Annotated in this window: 8 protein-coding genes; all 8 read left to right on the forward strand. The window is 60.0% G+C overall.

Translation table 11 applies throughout. The features are described 5' to 3' along the window. Positions 1 to 533: 533 nt before the first annotated feature. The 8 genes from GE107_RS25545 to GE107_RS25580 all read left to right on the forward strand — a co-directional run bounded on the left by GE107_RS25545 (position 534) and on the right by GE107_RS25580 (position 21,167). Positions 534 to 4,307, forward strand: a complete 3,774-nt coding sequence (locus GE107_RS25545) for an RCC1 domain-containing protein (protein WP_219644529.1) — start codon at positions 534 to 536, stop codon at positions 4,305 to 4,307. A gap of 188 nt (positions 4,308 to 4,495) precedes the next feature. Further along, a complete protein-coding gene (locus tag GE107_RS25550) occupies positions 4,496 to 5,140 on the forward strand; it encodes a response regulator transcription factor (RefSeq protein WP_219644531.1) in 645 nt (214 codons plus the stop codon). Between the two features lie 59 nt (positions 5,141 to 5,199). Beyond that, positions 5,200 to 15,399: an Ig-like domain-containing protein gene (locus GE107_RS25555; RefSeq protein WP_219644533.1), complete on the forward strand. Its 10,200-nt coding sequence runs from the start codon at positions 5,200 to 5,202 to the stop codon at positions 15,397 to 15,399. Positions 15,400 to 15,415: 16 nt separating this feature from the next. Next, entirely contained in the window at positions 15,416 to 15,547 is a 132-nt protein-coding gene (locus GE107_RS27345) for a hypothetical protein (protein ID WP_219644535.1), read from the forward strand. Between the two features lie 1,228 nt (positions 15,548 to 16,775). Beyond that, positions 16,776 to 17,330 (forward strand): SiaB family protein kinase, encoded by a 555-nt coding sequence (locus tag GE107_RS25565; RefSeq protein WP_219644537.1) that lies wholly within the window; start codon positions 16,776 to 16,778, stop codon positions 17,328 to 17,330. Then, positions 17,327 to 17,725, forward strand: a complete 399-nt coding sequence (locus GE107_RS25570; RefSeq protein WP_219644539.1) for a DUF1987 domain-containing protein — start codon at positions 17,327 to 17,329, stop codon at positions 17,723 to 17,725. The genes GE107_RS25565 and GE107_RS25570 overlap by 4 nt, the downstream gene beginning before the upstream one ends. Before the next feature lie 25 nt (positions 17,726 to 17,750). Next, positions 17,751 to 19,592 carry a SpoIIE family protein phosphatase gene (locus GE107_RS25575; protein ID WP_219644541.1) on the forward strand — a complete coding sequence of 614 codons (1,842 nt, stop codon included), beginning with the start codon at positions 17,751 to 17,753 and terminating at the stop codon, positions 19,590 to 19,592. Positions 19,593 to 19,604: 12 nt separating this feature from the next. Next, a complete protein-coding gene (locus tag GE107_RS25580) occupies positions 19,605 to 21,167 on the forward strand; it encodes an ATP-binding protein (protein WP_219644543.1) in 1,563 nt (520 codons plus the stop codon). Positions 21,168 to 21,205: the final 38 nt, after the last annotated feature.

A 21,205-nucleotide genomic window follows, 5' to 3' on the forward strand; every position in this document is an offset into this window, starting at 1 on the left:
AGGAGCTTTACTTGGGGGCGTGGGAGTGCCGGGGGTGAGATAAGCTCGCGGTAGGAGCTTAACGTGGGAGCGTGAGGTGCCGGGGGTGAGATAAGCTCGCGGGAGGAGCTTAACGTGGGAGCGTGGGAGGGCGTGGGAGTGCCGGGAGTGAGATAAGCTCGCGGGAGGAGCTTAACGTGCGAGTACGGAGGTACGGGGGGGGGGGGCAGGAGGTCCGGATAAAAAGGATGTGTTTGGGGTAATGTGGAACGAACGCAATCCAGGGTAAAAGACAATTCTCGCTCCCGCGCCTTCGCTTGGGCTACGCCTTCAAGCAGAACGAAATCAAATCGGGCGGGCGTTGATGCAACTCTGATTGATCTTCGATAAAACGTCTATCCGTCCGAAAAGGACGGCTTAGCCGTTTTACTTATGGCCGAAAAAAGTCGAAATCCCTCACCTTCGTCAGGTGTGCCCCGCCAAGGCTTCCGCTAGAATGATGGACGGAACCAGGGAAAATGCCGAATTTCGGGGAAAAGAGGAGTGGGTTTCGCGTGAAAAGGGCAAACAGATGGTGGATCATGATGCTGGTCTTGGCGGTTCTCGCCGCGGCGCTTCCGATTCCGTTACAGGGCAAAGCTTCCGCGGCGGAAGTTCCGCATGCGGTCGGGATTGCGGCAGGCGGCAGCCACAGCATGGTGCTGAAGAGCGACGGCACGGTGTGGACGTGGGGCGCCACCCAGTATCTCGAGCTTGAAGAAGACGCGACGACGGACCGCTCGGTCCCGGTTCAAGTGACGGGTTTATCCGGCGTGACAACGATCTCGGCCGGTACCGAGCACAGCCTGGCTTTGAAGAACGACGGCACGTTGTTTGCATGGGGCTCGAATGGGAACGGCCAGCTTGGCAACGGCACGACGGACTCCAGCAACGCACCGGTGCAGGTGAAAAACAGCTCCGACCCTTCCGGTTACTTGACCGGCGTGACCGCGATCGCGGCCGGCCGGTCCCACAGCCTGGCGGTGAGCGGCGGCAAGGTATATGCGTGGGGACAAGGCGGCGGTACCACCCCGGCAGAGGTGCCGGATTTAACGGGCGTAACCGCAGTCGCGGCAGGCGCTTCGAGCAATTTGGCCCTGACGGCAGACGGTACGGTATATGAGTGGAAAACCGGCAGCACACCGGCGCCGGTGGGGGACTTGACCGGCGTGATCGCGGTCGCGGCAGGCGAGTCTCACAATATGGCGCTGAAAAGCGACGGTACCGTGTGGACATGGGGAGCAAATTGGTACGGCCAGCTCGGCGACGGGACGATGACGGAACGTGCCGGACTGGTTGAAGTGACGGGTTTATCCGGCGTTACCGCCATATCGGCAGCGTTCAACTCCAATATGGCGCTCAAAAACGACGGCACGGTATGGATGTGGGGGGCGAACTGGGACGGCCAGCTCGGCGACGGCACGACGACCGATAACGGCAATCCGGCGCAGGTGCCCGGGTTAAGCGGAATGATCGCCGTTTCGGCGCGCGATAGCCACAGCATGGCGTTAAGAGACGACGGAACGGTGTGGTTGTGGGGTTCAAACGAGGAAAATCAGATTGGCGAAGTGACGAGACAGAGCGCCGTTCCCGTGCAGACAACCGTGACGAATGCGGTCTACGCCGCTGCCGGCGAACGGTATAGTTTGGCTGTCAAAGACGACGGCACGGTATGGGCTTGGGGATTGAATCAAAAAGGCAAACTGGGCGACGGTACAACGACAGACCGGCCTTCTCCCGTGCAGGTGCAGGGGCTGTCCGGCGTTGTTGCGGTCGCTGCAGGCGAGAACCACAGCATGGCGATCCGGAGCGACGGCACGGTATGGACTTGGGGATGGAATGCGTATGGCCAGCTTGGCGACGGCACAGTCGACATAGCACCGGACTACAAAACAACTCCCGTACAGGCGGCTGGCCTGACAGACATTGTGGCGGTTTCGGCCGGCAGCAGCTTCAGTCTGGCGCTGAAAAGCGACGGCACGGTGTGGGCATGGGGATACAATGGCGGGAACCAGCTTGGCGACGGCACGACGAATCCCAGTTCTACTCCGAAGAAAGTATCGGATCTGACCGGCGTTGTCGCGATCTCGGCCGGCGGAACGCTTGGTATGGCGGTAAAGGCCGACGGTACGGTGTGGGCATGGGGATTCGGAACGATTGGCGACGGTACGATATCCAGCAGCACCCCGAAGCAGGTGTCTGTCATAAACGATATCGCGGCGGTATCGACGGCCATCCGCACGATGGTTTCGGATAACAACGGCGCGGTCTGGACGTGGGGGAACAATTCCAGCGGCCAACTTGGCAACGGTACGACGGAATCCAGCGACACACCATTGCAGGTGCCAGGTTTAAGCGGCGTTATCGCGGTATCTGCGGGCACTGGACACAGCATGGCTTTGAAAAACGACGGCACGGTATGGGCGTGGGGAGCAAACTGGAGGGGCCAGCTTGGCGACGGTACGACGACGAACCGACTGTCTCCCTTGCAAGTACCCGGGTTAAGCGGCGTTGCCGCGATCTCGGCAGGCTGGAGCAATCATAGTGTGGCCGTCAAGAACGACGGCAAGGTATGGGCGTGGGGAGACAATGATTACGGCCAACTGGGCATCGGAGAAATGGGAAGGTATTTGACTTCTCCGAAGAAGTTATCGGCTTTCCTTTCGAACAACGCCGATTTGAGCGGACTGGCGTTGAGCGGCGTTACGCTGGACCCATCGTTTGACGCGGACGAGACGAGTTATACGGCGAGCGTAGCAAACAGCGTGACGAGCATCACGGTCACGCCGACAATATCGGACAGCCATGCGGTCGTAACGGTGAACGGCATTGGTGTAACAAGCGGAACCGCTTCGGGTGCCGTACCGTTGAACGTTGGAGCCAATGCGATTACCGTGCTGGTTACGGCGCACAATGGCGCGGAGAAGTCGTACACGGTCACCGTGACACGGGCGCCGTCGAGCCATGCAAACTTGAGCGGGCTCGCCTTGAAAGACGGGTCAGGCCATGAAATCGCGCTTAGTCCGGCCTTTGCCGAAGACACCAATGCGTACAGCGCGGCGGTTGTGAACGGCGTGGCGGCCGTCACCGTAACGCCGACGGCGGCGGAGCCGAACGCGACGGTGAAGGTGAACGGTAAGGTCGTCGCCAGCGGCAAGGCGAGCGATCCGGTGAACGTGCCTGTCGGGGATAGTGCGATTACAGTCGAAGTGACGGCGCAGGATAGAACAACGAAAGAGACGTACTCGGTGAAGGTGACACGGGCGCCCAAGAGTCAAACGAGCAGCGGCGGCGGAGGTGCAGGCGGAGCGGCCGTTTCGGAACGAACCGTTGCCGTCACGGCAGCTGCTGGCGGAACCGTAACGGTCGATGGGGCGAAGATCCACTTTCCGGCCGGCGCCATGGACGGCGACTTCCGGGTGACGGTCGAGCGGATGGACGGTACTTCGGGACTGGAGCCGAAGGACGGTTCCCGGATCGTCAGCCGCGTCTTCTCCCTCGTCAAAGACAAAGGCGGCAAGTTCAAGAAGCCGGTAACCGTCACGCTCGAATATGACCCGGCGACGGTGGACGAGAGTCGCTACGACTTTGCCTTGTACTGGTACGACGAAGAAGCGAAGCAGTGGGTGAAGCTGGACAATATTCGGGTCGACCGCAAGGGAACGGTGAGCGGCGATGTCCAGCACTTCACCAAATTCGCGGTGCTGGCCGTGGAGAAGACGGCCGAAGAGGCGCAACAACCGAACCCTGCGAAGCCGGTCGCAACGTTGAGCGACATCCAAGGCCACTGGGCGGCGGATGCGATCAAGGGATTAGTCGAGCTAGGCTCGGTCAAGGGCTATGCAGACGGCACCTTCCGGCCAGACAAGCCGATCACGAGAGCAGAATTTGCGTCGATTGTGGTCAAGGCTTTTGGTCTGAAAGCGGGACTGACCGCGTCCTTCGAAGATACGAAAACGCATTGGGCGCGTGATGCGATCGCCGCCGCCGTTGCTGGAGGCATCGTTGCGGGCTACGACGACAAGCGGTTCGGGCCGGACGATCCGATCACCCGCGAACAGATGGCGGTCATGATCGTGCGGGCGTCCAAGCTTCAGGCGGTCGCGGAACCGACGGCATTCACCGACGGAGCGGATATTTCCGACTGGGCGCAGGAGGCGGTATCCGCCGTGAAAGCGGCGGGCATCCTCCAGGGCTACCCAGACGGCACCTTCCGTCCGCAAGCCCAGGCCACCCGCGCCATGGCCGCGGCCATGATCTTTGCCTGCCTGAACATGAAAGCGGAATAACCGCGGTATCTTCAACCAAGATGGTTCTCCGGCCCCAAAGGCGGGGAGGACCATCTTGTTTTTTCTATCATAGGGCGAAACGACATCTTCACAAGCAGGAAAAATTTGCGGATTCCTTACTTTGGTCAGGTGTCCGAAAATCTCCTCTTCATTACAATGATGGTCAAATGCGTGAAGGAGCCGGTTCGATGACATACCCGACCGTTTTGCTGGTAGAGGACGATGACCATATTCGCGCGATTGTCGCGGGTTATTTGGAGAACGAGCGTTTTCGCGTGCTTGAGGCTGTCAGTGGCCGCACCGCCTTGCAAATCATGGATCGGGAGAGCCCCGACTTGATCCTGTTGGATATTCTGCTGCCGGATATGAGCGGTTTCGAGGTGTGCGAGGAGATTCGCATAAGCAACGACGTTCCCATCGTCATCATGAGCGGAAGAATGGATGCGGACGACATCATCCTCGGATTCGAACTCGGCGCCGATGACTACATCACGAAGCCGTTCGACCCGCAAGTGTTGGTCATGCGGGTCAAAGCGAGGCTGCTCCGCAACAGGATGGCGGCCTGTACCGGCGCCGCGGAAACGACGGGCGAGCCGGCCGTCCGCTATGCGGGACTGCTTACGAGCCGCGAAGCGGAAATCGTGACCTTGATGGAACGAGGCTTCACGAACGAGGAGATCGCGCAGCAGCTGTCTTTGACGGTGGGGACGGTCAAGTGGTTCAATTCTCAGATTTTCGCCAAGCTGGGAGTCAAAAGCCGCATGCAAGCCGTGGCCAAGCTGCGCGAAATGGGGCGGGTTGCGGTTGGAAGGTTGGGGGATCCGATCCTGTGACCCGTGTTTCGCACGATTGCGAGATTTCATTTTGGCAGAGGGCTGGGGTGGGGAAAAAGATGAGGACATACAGATGGCCGCTAAGCCTCTTGTTGTCGGTTTGTTTGGCGATCGGACCGTGGGCGGCCGTTTGGAAAACGGCGAGCGCTGCGGGCAGCGTCATCTTCGTGAAGGGGGACGCGACGGGCGCGAACAACGGGACGAGCTGGGCGGATGCTTATAGGAGCCTGCATACCGCGATCAGTGCGGCGACGGCAGGAAGCACGATCTGGGTCGCGAAAGGGACGTATAAGCCTACCGGATTCGGGGGTACGTCTCCGTTAACCGTGAATTTCCGACTGAAAAACAACGTCGGGATCTATGGAGGTTTTGCCGGCACCGAAGATCCGGCGACTTTCGATTTGTCCACGCGCGATTTCGCGTCCAACGAAACGATTCTAAGCGGCGATATCGACAGCACGCCCGGTCTGTCCGGCGAAGACGCTTATCATGTGGTTTATTTGTACAGCGGCTTAAACCCCAATAACCACCGCGATGCGTCCGCGGTGCTCGACGGGTTTACGATTACCGGCGGCAATGCGAATGGATCGGGGGATTATGCGTATGGCGGTGGAGTTTTTATCAACGGTCATACGCCGACTTTACGAAATCTCGTCATTCGCGGCAACCGGGCGAAGATCCACGGCGGCGGGCTCGCCCTGCTGGGCGGAAGCGATCTACAGATGAAGAATGTCGCGTTTATCGACAATGCGTCGGAGATCAGCGGGGCAGGCATGTATGTAGACTCCAGCAATCCCGAGCTCACGAACGTGTCGTTCCAGGGCAACACGGCGTCTCAAAACGGCGGCGCCATCTATAGCATAGGCAGCGACCCGAAGCTGACGAAGGTGTCCGTTCGGGGCAATCAAGCCGCTAACGGATACGCCGGCGGAATCTACAATTATTCTAGCAATCCGGTCTTGACGAATGTCTTGATCAGCGGCAACAAATCGCAGTTCGGCGGCGGCATGTACAGCAGCCAAAGCAGCCCCGTGCTGAATCAAGTTACCGTGACCGGCAATTCCGGGTTCGAACTGTACAACAGCGCGAACGGCAATCCGATCGTCCGCAACAGCATTATCTATGGAAACGGCTCTTCCAGCATCAACAATTACAACAGCAACCCTCAATTCTACAACAGTCTTGTCAGCGGTTCGGGCGGCAGCGCCGGCTGGAAAACGTCTTTCGGAACGAACGGCGGCGGCAACACGGACGGCGATCCCGGATTCGCGGACGCCAAAAAAGCGGGAGACGCTCCGACAGCGGCAGGGGATTACCGTTTGCATCCCGGTTCTCCTGCGATCGACGCGGGGAACGATACGCTTCTGCCGGCCGGCACGACGACGGATCTTGGCGGCGGAGTCCGAACGATCGGCGCGCATATCGACATGGGGGCTTACGAGTTCCAGGGAATCGCCCTGCAATCCATTGCGCCGCTGGACGATCTAGAAGTGCTGACCGGCTCCGCACCGGCCGCGGGCGATCTTCATCTTCCGGCGCGAATCGGCATCACGCTGGCGGGGGGCGGCGTTTCGACGGCGGGCGTGAGCTGGGGCGCTAGCATGCCTGATTACGACGGCAATACCCCGGGAACCTATACGTTCGCAGGAACGCTTACGTTGCCTGCGGGCGTGACGAATCCGGACGGCCCGGGACAGCCGACCGTAACCTTGAAAGTGATCGTCGGCGACCGGAACATCGTTTCGGTCTCTCCGATTTCGGATGCCAGCGTGCAGACGTTCACCAAACCGGCGGCGTCCGATTTAAGTCTTCCGTCGCAGGCAATGGTCACGCTGGAAGGCGGCATGACGCGGACGGTCAATGTGCAGTGGGACAATGGGACTCCGGCCTATAACGGCAATAAGCCGGGCGCCTATACGTTCGCCGGTACGCTGACGCCGGGCATCGGCATTCACAATCCGGACGGGCTGAAGGCTACGGTGAACGTGATCGTAAGCACGAAGGTCATCTACGTCAAACAAGGGGCATCGGGTTCAAACAACGGAAACAGCTGGAAAGACGCGTACACCGACTTTCAATCGGCCTTGAACGCGGCCAGCGCCCCGGGCGATATCGTGTGGGTGGCGAAAGGAACGTACAAGCCCGCCGCCAACGGGAGCGGCAGAGCCGTCCATTTTCTTCTGAAGAACGGCGTGACGGTTTTCGGAGGGTTCGCGGGCGACGAAGATCCGGCTACGTTCGACTTGGGCGGGCGGGACTTCGCGGCCAACGAAACCATTTTCAGCGGGGATATCGACGGCACGCCGGGATTGTCGGGCGGGGATGCTTACCATGTATTGGCCCGTTACCTTAATGAGCCTGCCCTGAACGCGACGGCGGTGCTGGACGGGGTGACGATCTCCGGCGGTTATGCGAACGGCACCGGCTATGACCAATATGGCGGCGGAATCTACCTGGACGGCGGCAGCCCGACGCTGAGAAACGTCACCATTCGCGGAAACAAGGCCTTCCGGGGCGGCGGGATCGCGAACGAATCCGCCCAGCCGATCTTCACGAACGTGACGATCCGGGACAATGAAGCTGCAGACAGCGGCGGCGGCCTCTATAACTCGGCAAGCCTTCCGCAGTTGACGGATGTGACGATCGAGGGCAATACGGCCGGCAACAACGGAGGCGGAGGGATTTTCAACAACGGCAGCCATCCGAAGCTGACCGGCGTGAAGGTGCGCGGAAACCGTGCAGGATTCGGAGGCGGCATCGCCAACTACAAGAGCAATCCGACATTGGTAAACGTCCTGATCGGCGGAAACGCCTCCGGCTACTCGTTGGGCGGGATGTACAACAACGAGAGCAGCCCGGTGCTGGTTCACGTCACGATCGGCGGAAACGTCGGCAGCGGCATGAACAACAGCGGCGGGAGCCGGCCCGTCATCCGCAACAGCATCATTGCCGGCAACGGATCGGAAATTTACAATACGGGCGGCAGCATGCCGTATATTTCCCATAGCCTTGTCACGGGGTCCGGGGGGAGCTCCGGCTGGAAGCCGGCGTACGGAACGGACGGCGGCGGGAATCTGGATGCCGATCCCCGTTTTGCAGGTGCGCATCAGGCAGGCGAAGCCCCGACCGTGGAAGGAGATTACCGGCTGCAGAGTGTCTCGCCCGCGATCGACGCCGGAAGCGATTCCGACTTGCCTTCCGGCATTACCGCGGATTTGAGCGGAGCCTCGCGTTTGTCGGGCGCGCATGTCGATATGGGAGCATTCGAGTTCCAGCGGATTGCGCTGATTTTGAAATCCATTGAGGCGCTGAACGACATCGAGGTGCTCACAGGCGCGGCGCCGGCAATGGGCGATTTGCAGCTGCCGGCTCAAGTGGGGATCACGCTGGTAGGAGGCGGGACGTCTACGGCAGCCGTCGGCTGGGACGGCAGCACGCCGGCTTATGACGGCAACACACCTGGCACCTATACGTTTACGGGGACGGTGACGCTGCCCTCGGACGTAACGAATCCGAACGGACCGGCGCAGCCGGAGGTTACGCTGAAAGTGAGGGTAAGCGACCGGACTGTGACTGCGGTCTCCGCGCTTTCGGATATCCACGTTCCGACTTACGCCATACCCGCCGCTGCCGATTTGAAGCTTCCGCCGCAGGTGAGCGTAACGCTCGACGGCGGGCTGACGCGATCGGTCAACGTGAGTTGGAATGGAGGAACGCCGGCCTACAACGGCAACAAGGCCGGAACGTACCTGTTCGCCGGGACGCTGGCGCCGGGTATCGGCATTCGGAATCCGGACGGTTTGAAGGCCGCGGTCCGCGTCGTGGTCCGTACGAAAGTCATTTACGTCAAAGAAGGAGCAACCGGGGCGAAAGACGGCAGCAGCTGGCACGACGCTTTTACGGATCTGCAATCGGCCTTGGATGCCGCGCCCGCTCAAGGCAACATCATCTGGGTGGCGAGAGGAACGTATAAGCCAACCGCGAACGGGACGGGGAGAGGCGTTCATTATCGGATGGAAAACGGGGTGGCGATTTACGGCGGTTTTGCCGGAAACGAAGACCCGGACGCGTTCGATTTGGGTCAGCGCGATTTCGCGGCGAACGAGACGATTTTCAGCGGGGATATCGACGGCAAGCCGGGGCTGACGGACGGAGACGCCTACCACGTGTTCTATCACGCATTTCAGTATCGGCCTTACTTGGACGCGACGGCGGTCATGGACGGGGTTACGATCACCGGAGGCAATGCGGACGGCAATGGAGAGGATGCGTACGGCGGCGGGATTTATAACAACAAAAGCAGTCCGACGCTGCGCAACGTAACGATTCGCGGCAACCGGGCGTCGTCTCGCGGCGGCGGCATCTCCAACCAGGCGGCCAGTCCGGTCATGACGAACATCGCGATTGTAGGAAACCGCGCCAACGAGGGTGGCGGGATGTATAACCTTGCAGGCGCTCCCCGGTTGACGGAAGCGATCGTCGAAGGCAATACGGCCGATTTGAACGGCGGCGGCATTCATAACAGCCAGTCGAGCGCCCGATTTACGGCTGTCCGGGTTCGCGGCAATACAGCCGTAAATTCCGGCGGCGGCATTTATACTTACATGGGCGATCCGTCGATCGTCGGCGCGCTCGTCAGCGGAAACAGCTCGGGGTATTTGGGGAGCGGCGTGGTCAGCGACGGCGGGAGCCATACGGAGCTTGTACACGTGACGATCAGCGGCAACAAAACGACCGGGCTGTACACCGGGGGCAGCAGCGTCACTGTCGTCCGCAACAGCGTCATCTTCGGGAACGGGACGAACGTTTACAATTACATGAGCACTCCGCGGTTCAAGAACAGCCTGATCGGGGGCTCGGGCGGAAGCGCCGCTTGGAACCCTTCGCTCGGCACCGACGAAGGAGGCAACGCGGACGGCGATCCGCGGTTCGCCGGCGCGATGCCGGCGGTCAGCGCGCCGACCCTTGCCGGAGATTACCGGCTGCGGGTCGGATCGCCCGCCATCGATCGGGGAAGCGACGCGGAATTGCCGGCGGGGATCGAGACGGACCTGCCGGGCGCTCCCCGTATCGCCGGCGTGCACGTCGATATGGGCGCTTACGAGTTCCAAGGGATCCGATGGCAAACCGTCGCGGCGTGTGAAGACATCCATGTGACGACGGGGTCGGCTCCGGGCGTCGGCGACCTTCACTTGCCGGCAGCGGCAGAGGTTACGCTCGAGGACGGCAGCGTATGGCCGGCGCCCGTCAGCTGGGGCGAAAGCGCTCCGGCGTATAACGGCGGGAGCCCGGGAACGTATACGTTCAGCGGCACGCTGTCGCTGCCTTCCGGCGTTGTAAACCCGGACGGCTCGGAGACGCCGGCTGCGACAGTCCGTGTCGTCGTAGGCGACCGCGAAATCGTATCGGTGTCCGCTCTCCCCGACATTCTCGTTCGCACCGGCAGCAAGCCGGCGGCGAGCGATCTGAAGCTTCCGGCGACCGTAGAGGTCAAGGCGGAAGGGATAACGGGGACGAAAGCGGTGAACGTCCGGTGGGACGGGGGAGTTCCGGCATACGACGGCCGCAAGCCGGGCACGTACGTGTTCACCGGTACGTTGGAGCCGGGAAGCGGCTTGAAAAACACGGGCGGCTTCAAGGCTACCGTCAACGTCGTCGTCAGCACGAAGGTGATCTATGTCAAGCAAGGCGCCACGGGAGCGAACAACGGGAGCAGCTGGCAGAATGCTTACGCGAACCTGCAACCGGCCTTGGAAGCGGCGACCGGGGCGGGAGACGCCATTTGGATCGCGGAAGGAACGTACAAGCCGACCGGGAACGGAGACGGCAGAAACGCCCATTTCCGATTGAAGAACGGGGTGGCGGTATATGGAGGGTTCGCCGGAAACGAGGACCCGGATACGTTCCAGCTTGCGCTCCGCGATTTCACGGCCCATGAAACGATATTGAGCGGCGATCTCGACGACACGGGCGGTTTATCCGACGGGGACGCTTACCACGTGTTTAATCACGACTTCCGTTATAAGCCTTATTTGGACGGATCGGCCGTGCTGGACGGGGTGACGATCACCGGCGGTAACGCGAACGGCGAGAACGACTTCGAGCGATACGGCGGCGGCATGTACAATTACGGCAGCAGCCCGACGCTGCGGAACGTCGTTTTCCGGGGGAATGGGGCTGCGGGACGGGGCGGAGCGATCGCCAACGAAGAAGGCAGCCATCCGACGTTGTCGAACGCGGTCATCCGCGATAACGAGGCGATGTCCGGCGGCGGCATGTACAATGCGAACGGCAGTCCGGTGCTGACGGACGCACTGATCGAAGGCAACCGGGCCGGCGAATCCGGCGGCGGGATATTCAACAATCATGGCAGCCCTGTATTCACAAACGTAAAGATACGCGCCAACATAGCCGGGATCGACGGGAGCGGCATGTATAGCTTTTCGGGCAGCGCGGTACTGAAGCAAGTGCTGATCACCGGCAACCAATCGCCGGGTTCGGCCGTAAGCAACGAAGCGAACAGCGACGCCCTTCTGATTCACGTGACGATCAGCGGCAATGCGGGCGGAGGAATCACGAATATCGGCAGCGATCCCGTCATCCGCAACAGCATCGTTTACGGCAACGGCAGCAGCTTGAGGAATTTGCTCTCCAGCGTCCCGCAAGTGTCGGGAAGTTTGGTTGAAGGCTCGGGCGGCAGCTCCGGTTGGAAACCGGAGTATGGCGCCGACGTCGGGGGCAATGTCGACGGGGATCCGCGGTTCGCCGCACCCGTGCCGGCGGCTGCCGCACCGACGGCTGACGGCGATTACCGGCTGAAATTCGGCTCGTTCGCCGTCGATGCCGGCGACGACGGCCAGGTGCCGGATGGGGTGATCGCGGATTTGAACGGGAATGCGCGCAAGATCGGGTCTCACGTGGATATGGGCGTTTACGAATTCGAGGGCGTGGATGTGCAATCCATCGGTTCGTTAAGCGAGAAGCGCGTTGCGGCGGGCACCGTCGGCGGCATCGGCGGCCTTCATCTTCCGGCCGAGATTCCGGTGACGCTGCAGGACGGCAGCCCGGCTTCGTTCCCCGTCGGCTGGGATGATGCCGCTCCCGATTTCGACGGGAATACGCCCGGACAATATGTTTTCACGGGGACGCTGATCTTGCCTTCGGGCGTTCGGAATCCGGGTGGATTGACCGTCTCGCTGAACGTGATCGTCTTGTCGGGCAATGTTCAGCTCTCCGAGCTCATCGTGGAAGACGGAGCCGGAAAGAAATGGCCGCTCGAGCCGGAATTCGCGCCGGATACGGAAGTCTATGAAGCTGCGGTGCCTTATGGCGTTGCGAGCATCACCTTGAAGCCGACGGCGGGAACGGCGGGCGCCAAAATCCAAATCAACGGTACGGAAACCGCGAGCGGACAAGCAAGCGGACCCATCCCCCTGGCGGAAGGGGAAAATACGATCACGGTGGCGGTGACGGCGGACGATGGCAAGTGGTCGAAGACGTATCGGCTGACGATCGTACGCGCGATCTCGCCCGGCGAGATGAAGCTGGTTCCCGCGCTGACGAAATCCGACGGGTCCCCTTATACGGCCGGCGAATGGTCTGCGGAGAGTGTGAAGATCAAAGTAGACGCCGATGCAGGCGCGAGCGCAATCGCTTCGCTTACCTACTCGTTCGACGGAGGCCAAGCGATGCCGTATGCGAGTGGCACGGACATCGAGATCGGCGAGGAAGGCATGCATACGATCCTGTTCGAGGCGACCGATACGGCCGGGCATTCGTTAAGCTTCCCGATCGCGGTGAACATCGACCGGACGCCGCCTTCCTTCAGCTTCGGGAAGAATGGCAGCGAGAGCTGGCAACGTTCGGTATCGACCGGGGCGATCGTAAGCGATTCGGCAAGCGGCGTTGCGGAAGGAAGCCTGCAATACGCATGGACACAAAGCGCCGAAACCCCGGATACGGGCTGGATGGCTTTGGAGAACGGGGATCCGCCGGAGTTGAACGGTGTCGACGGAGACTGGTATTTGCACATTCAGGCGCTCGACCGGGCGGGCAATCGGTCCAACGCGGCGACGGAACGTTTCCGGTTGGACAATACGGCTCCTGTGATTCATCTTGCGATGAAGACGGCAGACGGAGATTATGCCGACGATACGTGGACGAATCGGGAGATCACCGTGGAAGCAACCGTAACGGATGCGGACAACGCGGTTTCGCTCGCCTATTCTCTTGATGGCGGAAGCAGCTGGAACCCATATGCGGCAAGCCTTTCGATCCAAAACGACGGGGTATACGCGCTGACGTTCAAAGCCGTGGATTCGGCCGGCAACGCAGCGCTTGCACACCGTACCGTCAAGATCAGCAGAAGCGGGGTCACGTTGACGCCTACGCTTGCGACTTTTAGCGGCAGTTCTTACCGAAGCGGAGAGTGGACCAACGACAGCGTTATTCTGCACGTGTATGCCGAAGCCGCAAGCGGGGTTGCTGCGCTTACGTACTCGTTGAACGGCGGCCAAGCAGTGCCGTATGAGAACGGTACGGAGATTCGATTCGATCAGGAAGGAGAACATTCGGTCGTTTTCCAGGTCATCGATGCCTCGGGCCGTTCGCTGTCCGTTCCCTTGTCCATCAGAATCGACCGAACGCCTCCGTCCGTCGGTTTCGGAACCTCTGGCAGCGAAAGCTGGAGGCGGTCGGCATCGACCCAAGTAACCGTGAGCGATACGGGAAGCGGCGTGAACGCTCTCGCGCTGCGCTACGCCTGGACGCAGCAAAGCACGGCCCCCGCTACGGGCTGGCTGACGTTCTCGAACGGGACGATGCTGAGCAAAAGCGATGCCGACGGGGAATGGTACTTGCACGTTGAAGCGTTCGATCAAGCCGGAAACCGGGTGCAGGCGTCTTCAAACCGTTACCTGCTGGATTCCTCGATTCCCGTATTAAGCGGGATCTCGGTAAGCTCCGGCAAGTTATCTCCTTCGTTTAAGCCGGGTACGACGAATTATGAGGCGGCAGTCGAAAACGGCGTAACGAGCATCACGGTAACTCCGCAGACGGCGGACGCTAACGCAAGCATCCGGGTGAACGGAAGCCCGGTTGCCGGCGGCGCCGGCTCGATGCCGATCGCGCTTCAAGTCGGAGTAAATCCGATCGCGATCGAAGTGACAAGTCGCAACGGGGAATCGCAAACTTACGAGGTGAAGGTCATTCGAGCCGCAGGCCCGCCTGGCGGAGGCGGACCGGGCGGAGGCGGACCGGGCGGATCGGGCAGCGGCGGAACGCCCGAGACGAGGACCCCGGCGCATACGGTTACCATCTCCGCAGCAGCCGGCGGCACGGTATCCGTCGACAGAGTGACCGTGAGGATTCCGGCCGGCGCGTTGGCCAGAGATTTTCAAGTTACGGTGGAAACCGTGAAAGACACGTCAGCGCTGCCGGTGGGCGAAGAGACTTTGCTGGTCGGCGAAGTGTTCACCATCGTCAAGGACGTGCCCGGCAACTACGAGAAGCCGGTGACGATCGTGCTGCCGTTCGACGTTACCAAAGTCGATACGGCGAAATACGAGGTCGGCGTCTACTGGTTCAACGAGGAAACGAAAGTCTGGGTGAAGCTCGACCATATCAAGGTCGATCCGGCGGCCGGGACGGTGAGCGGGGATGTGCTCCATTTCACGAAATTCGCGGTGCTGGCCGTTCCGAAATCGGAGCCGCCGAAGGAAGGGCCGCAAGCCGGCGCCTCTTTGACCGATATCGAAGGACACTGGGCGAAGGATGCGATCCAGAAGCTGGCCCAGCTCGGCGCGGTGAGCGGATACGCCGACGGTACGTTCCGGCCGGACCGCACCGTCACGCGGGCGGAATTCACGGCGATGCTCGTCAAGGCGTTCGGGCTGCAGGAGCAAGGGAACGCGTCGTTCGACGACACGGCAGACCATTGGGCGCACGACGCAATCGCCGCGGCGGTCGCCGCCGGCATCGTGTCGGGTTATGACAGCCGCCGCTTCGGGCCGGACGACAAAATCACGCGGGAGCAGATGGCGGTCATGGTCATGCGGGCCGCGAAGCTGAAGCCCGCTGCCGCGGACGTTTCGTTCACCGACGGCAAACGGATCTCTACGTGGGCGAAGGAGGCGATCGCCGCCGTGCAGCAGGCGGGCATCGCGCGGGGGTACCCGAACGGCAGCTTCCGCCCGCAAGGCAGCGCGACCCGGGCTGAGGCGGTTGCGATGATCGCGAAGGCGCTGCAATCGGGAGCTTAGGTCCGCACGATTTAAGGTGATCGTCCTCGAAGGGCGCGACCGGATCGGAGGGCGTCCGGAGGCGAAACGAAGAGCGATTCGCAACATCGGAACGGCTGTTGAACAAGCTATATTTACGGTTTCCGGAACCGTTCCGGGACGAGGATAACAGCTTGTTCCGGTCTATTTCCGCAACCGGCCGCAAGGCAAGGCCAATCACGAGGAAGCCGTCCCGTTCGTCGTCCGTACCTTGGCGCAGGAGCCGGTTCGATGACGTACTTGGCGGATTTGAACCGCTAAGTACGAAGAGTAAAGGGGGGATCCCCCCTGAATCGGTCGAAATAGCGGCGGAGAGACACGAATCAGCATGTGAACATGCGAATCGGTCGAAATAGCGGCGGAGAGGCATTAATCCGCATGTGAACATGCGAATCGGTCGAAATAGTGGCGGAGAGACACTAATTAGCATGCGAACATGCGAATCGGTCGAAATAGTGGCGGAGAGACATTAATCCGCATGCGAAAATGCGAATCGGTCGAAATAGCGGCGGAGAGACACGAATCAGCATGTGAACATGCGAATCGGTCGAAATAGCGGCGGAGAGACATTAATCCGCATGTGAACATGCGAATCGGTCGAAATAGTGGCGGAGAGACATTAATCCGCATGCGAAAATGCGAATCGGTCGAAATAGTGGCAGAGAGACACGAATCAGCATGTGAACATGCGAATCGGTCGAAATAGTGGCGGAGAGACACGAATCAGCACGAGATCACGCGAATGGGTAGAAATAGCGTCGGAGAGAGACGAATCAGCACAGGATAATCAGCATGTGAACATGCGAATCGGTCGAAATAGTGGCGGAGAGACACGAATCAGCATGTGAACATGCGAATCGGTCGAAATAGTGGCGGAGAGACACGAATCAGCATGCGAACATGCGAATCGGTCGAAATAGTGGCAGAGAGACATTAATCCGCATGCGAACATGCGAATCGGTCGAAATAGTGGCGGAGAGACATTAATCCGCATGCGAACATGCGAATCGGTCGAAATAGTGGCGGAGAGACATTAATCCGCATGCGAAAATGCGAATCGGTCGAAATAGCGGCGGAGAGACACGAATCAACACGAGATCACGCGAATCGGTCGAAATAGCGGCGGAGAGACACGAATCAACACGAGATCACGCGAATCGGTCGAAATAGTGGCGGAGAGAGACGAATCAGCACAGGATGGGGGATCCCTGGGGGTCCTCCTTCTTTTTTTACGCGGATCGCCGCAGCCGGACACGCAAAAACTTTCCCATCCCTTACTTTGGTCAGGTGCTCCCTCGGCGCGGGTTTCTTAGAATAAATACAGTATACGATAACATTCGACAGAAAGGGATTTGTCCATGATCGATAATCCGCTTTGGAAGTTGCAAACGATACTCCGCAACGATGGTATTTTGATCACCTTCTCCGGCCGGCTATCCCAGCATTTGATCGAGGAGTACGGCGAAGCCGTCAAGCGGTACCTGGAAATGGAAAACCGGCCGAAAAACGAAATCACGCTCATTTTCTCGATCTTTATCGAGCTGACGCAGAACATTAAAAATTACTGCACATGCAAAAGCTCTTCTCCGGCCGCGTTGAGAATATCCGATTCCAGCATCGTCACGATCGGCAAAAACGGGCAAGGAAGCTACGTCGGCTCCGGCAATCTGGTCGAAAACGAGGACGCCGAAGGACTGGTCGCCCGCGTCGAACAGATCGTGAAGCTGGACAAAGACGGACTGAAGCAATTGTACAAGGAAAAGCTGCGCCAGGAGCGTCCGGAAGGCGAGATCGGGGCCGGTATCGGGCTGATCGATATGGCGAGGAAGGCGACGCTGCCGCTGGACTATTCCGTCACGAAAATCGACGAGCAGCTATCCTTCTTTACGTTAAAGGCGGTGGTTCGGTCATGAGTTCGCTGCAGCCGATTCACATGGCAAGCTCGCGAAGCACGCCGGAAGTCCGTTTCGATCCGGGTCAGGACATGCTGGCCATTCGCGGCTCCTGTTATCCTGAAAATGCGCTCCAATTTTTCCATCCGCTGCTTCGATGGGTGGACGAATACTTGGAGCAGCTTCCTGCGGAAGCCGCCGTCCGGGTTGAGCTCGAGCTGCCTTACATCAATACCTCCAGCATCAAGGGCTTCTTGACGCTGTTCGAGAAGCTGGAGGCGGCGCATCTCACCGGCAAAAACATCGTCGTCTTCTGGAGCTATGACGAGGACAACGAGAGCGAACGCGAATGCGCCGAAGAGTTTAAAGAAGATCTTACCCTGCCGTTCCACATCCAGGCCCGCAACGAGGGGTAACGACAGGGATCGGGGGAATCATGCGATGAAACGGAAGAGTAAAGGTATCGATCGTTCGCAGCCGCTGTACGACGGCAGCGTGTTCAAAGTGATGCTGCTGGCCGCGGTCCTGCTCGTACTGTCGACGACGTTGATCGGAGCCGTGTCCTACCGGATCACCCAGAACGAGATCGTCAAAAAACTGAAGTCGCAGGAGCTGGGCACCATTGCGAAATCGGTCTCTTCCCGGGTCGAGGAGAGAATCGGCCGGGCCGTCGAAACCGCCACGATGCTTGCGGACGATCCGCTTATCATCGAGTGGGTCAAGGGCGGAGAGCAGGATGCGCGATTGGGTGAAGGCATTCTGGCCAAATTGCGAAGCATTCCCGACGAATTGGACTACACGACGGCCAGCGTACTCAGCAACGAAACGAAGCACTACTGGTCCGACCATGGGTTGCTGAAAACGGTCAGCCCCGGCGATCCGGACGACGACTGGTTTTTCCGGGTCGTCTCGGCCGGCCGCAAAACGACCGTGAACATCGATTGGAACGATAAACTGAAAGACACGTTCGTTTTCACGGACATCTTGATCGGCGACGTCCGCAATCCGCTCGGGGTCGCAGCCGTCGGCATGAGCCTGAAGGCGCTGTCCGCGGACTTCGCTTCGTACCGCTATGGGGAAGACAGCCATCTGTGGATGGTGGGGAAGGACGGCTCCATCTATTTATCCGATCGGTTCGAACAGGCCGGCCGCAACATTTCCGAGTACTTATCCCCGGAAGTTCAGCGCAAGCTGGCCGCCGCCGATCCCGGACAGGAGCTGCTGCTGGAAGAGAAAGACCAGGAAGGGCAGCTGATGGACATGATCAGCCGCCCGATCCCTTCGATGGGGACGCGCCTACTCGTGCTCGTGCCGCGAAGCGAGACGGTCGGATTTTTAAGCGCCATCCGAATTCAGACAACCGTGGCCGTGCTCTTCACGATGGGGATTATCGTGTTTTTCTTCTACTACGTTTCCCGCAAGCTGGCCAATCCGTACAAACAGGCGTTGCGGATCAACGAACAGCTGGAGCGGATCGTAGCCGACAGAACGAGGGAATTGGAGCGCAAAAACCGCGAGATGACGGACAGCATCCTCTATGCGAACCGCATCCAGCAGACGGTGCTTCCGTCCGGAGCCAGCCTCGAAAGGGCGTTTGCGGGGCATTGGGTCGTGTGGAAGCCGCGGGACGTCGTCGGAGGGGATTTCTATTGGACGAAAGAGGTCGGCGGCGTCAAATGGGTGGCGGTTGGAGATTGCACGGGACACGGGGTTCCCGGAGCATTGATGACGATGCTCGTCGTCTCCCTGCTCAGCCGGATCGCGGACCAGGGAGATAACGATTCTCCCGCCGGCGTCTTGCGCAAGCTGAACCATCTCCTGAAGCAAACGCTGAACCAGACGGATCCGGAAGGATTGACCGATGACGGCCTCGATTTGGGGCTTTGCTTCGTACGGGGGGCCGAGGTTACATTCGCGGGAGCGGGCATTGCGGTCTATATTTCGGATTCCGCGGGCGTGCGGATGGTGAAGGGAGACAAACAGAAAATCGGTTACCGCAGAACGCCGGCGGATTTCGAATACGAGAACCACCCGCTTCCGGCGGACCCGGATGCCGCCTACTATCTCGCTTCCGACGGCGTCGTCGACCAGAACGGCGGAGCCAAAAACCTCTCTTTGGGAAGAACGCGTCTCATGACCTGGCTGGAGTCGATGCGGCAGCATCCTTTGCCGGAGCAGCGGTTGATTTTCGAACGTAACTTAGCGGCTTACATGGGGGCCGAGTCTCAACGTGACGACATTGTCCTGCTGGCGTTTCGGTCACGGTACTCGAAGGCGGGATAGGGGGAGCGGACGATGGAAACGGGCCGGGTCAATCTGGAATCGTTCAGGGCGGAACAGGAAAAGCTGCTGCGGGAAATGAACAAAATGCTTCGCATCAGCGACGCCCAAAGCCTCGCCCTCGTCCGGATCAAATCGGAGCTCAAAGCTTTGTTGGACAATGCCGGGCAAGGTTTTCTGACGTTCGACCGCAGCCTGGCGGTGCGGAAGCAGTACAGCGCGGAATGCAAACGAATATTCGGACGCAGGATCGGCGGTCTGCCGTTTGCCGGACTGCTCTATCCCGGGGAATCGGAGGAGCGGGAGCAGACGGAAACGATCCTGCGGATGATTCTCGAGGAACGGGACGAGTTCCTGCGGGCCATGTGGTTGGATTTACTGCCGAAGGAACGGACGATCCATGGAGCAACGGTGAGGCTGGCATATAAGATCGTCGACGAACCGGACGGTGAGCCGTTCTGCATGGCGATTCTGACCGATATTACGCACGAGCGGAAGCTGGAATCCGAAGTGGAACGAGAAAGGCGCATGCTCAAAATGGTGGTCCGGGCGGTTAAGGGCGGAGACGAGTTAGCCGATGTCATTGCCGCGTACCGCCGCTTCTGTGAATCGCCTCCCGGCGCGTTGGCCCGGCTTGAAGCGGACTTGCCTGCGGCGTTCGAGGATTTTTACCGCTCTGTCCATACGTTCAAAGGGAACTTCGCGCAGTACGGTTTCGTGCACATCGTTCCGAAACTGCACGAGCTGGAGACGGAGCTGTCCGTCCGCCGTCAGGAGCTGCTGCAAGCGCCGATCGAGTCGTTCGCGCAGTTCGTCGCATCGCACCGCATGTCCGCATGGCTGGAGGAGGATACGGCCTTTCTTGGGCAGGTGCTGGGCGGCAAGTTCCTGCAGCCTTCCGGCGTGTTGATGGTGGAGGAGGAAAAGCTTGCCGGGCTGGAGCGCAAAATCTCCGATTTGCTTCCGCCCCGGGAAGCCGGCGCGCTTCTTGCCGAGCTGCGGAAACTTCGCCATCGCCCGATCGCCGAGCTGCTGAAGCCGTATCCCGAATGGGTGTCCGGAACGGCGGCGAAGCTGGGCAAGGCGATTTATCCCCTCAAGGTAGAAGGAGAACCTATCGCCGTCGAGCTGGAACGCTATCGGCCGTTTGCCCGGTCGCTCGTTCATGTTTTCAGCAATATGATCGACCATGGTATCGAGCCGGAAGAGCGGCGGCTATTGGGGGGCAAAGATCCGATCGGCCGCATCACCTGCACGCTGGAGCGCAGACGGGATTGCTTGATCTTGAGGATCTCCGACGACGGTAAGGGCATTGATCCGGCGGAGGTCCGCAAGCGGGCCGCGGCTGCGGGGATGTACGGCGAAGAGGAGGCGGCCCGGATACCGGACGAAGAGATCGTTCAGTTGATTTTCCTCGGCGGGTTGTCGACACGCGATGAGGTGAGCGGCCTGTCGGGTCGAGGAGTCGGACTGGCCGCCGTGAAACGGGAGGCGGAAAGGATCGGCGGATCGGTCCGGGTGGAGACGAGGCTGGGGACAGGCTGTTCTTTTATTTTCGATTTGCCGTTGATGGAGTAGAGGGTTTGATGCCCTGACCACGGAAGAGCGGAATCCGG

The sequence above is a fragment of the Cohnella sp. CFH 77786 genome (genome assembly GCF_019400745.1).
Classification (GTDB): Bacteria; Bacillota; Bacilli; order Paenibacillales; family Paenibacillaceae; genus Cohnella.

Excerpts from the sequence above, each read along its gene's own strand:
- GE107_RS25565 (WP_219644537.1), top strand. The coding sequence starts at position 16,776 with ATGATCGATAATCCGCTTTGGAAGTTGCAAACGATACTCCGCAACGAT.
- GE107_RS25580 (WP_219644543.1), top strand. The coding sequence starts at position 19,605 with ATGGAAACGGGCCGGGTCAATCTGGAATCGTTCAGGGCGGAACAGGAA.
- GE107_RS25555 (WP_219644533.1), top strand. The coding sequence starts at position 5,200 with ATGAGGACATACAGATGGCCGCTAAGCCTCTTGTTGTCGGTTTGTTTG.
- GE107_RS25575 (WP_219644541.1), top strand. The coding sequence starts at position 17,751 with ATGAAACGGAAGAGTAAAGGTATCGATCGTTCGCAGCCGCTGTACGAC.
- GE107_RS25570 (WP_219644539.1), top strand. The coding sequence starts at position 17,327 with ATGAGTTCGCTGCAGCCGATTCACATGGCAAGCTCGCGAAGCACGCCG.
- GE107_RS25550 (WP_219644531.1), top strand. The coding sequence starts at position 4,496 with ATGACATACCCGACCGTTTTGCTGGTAGAGGACGATGACCATATTCGC.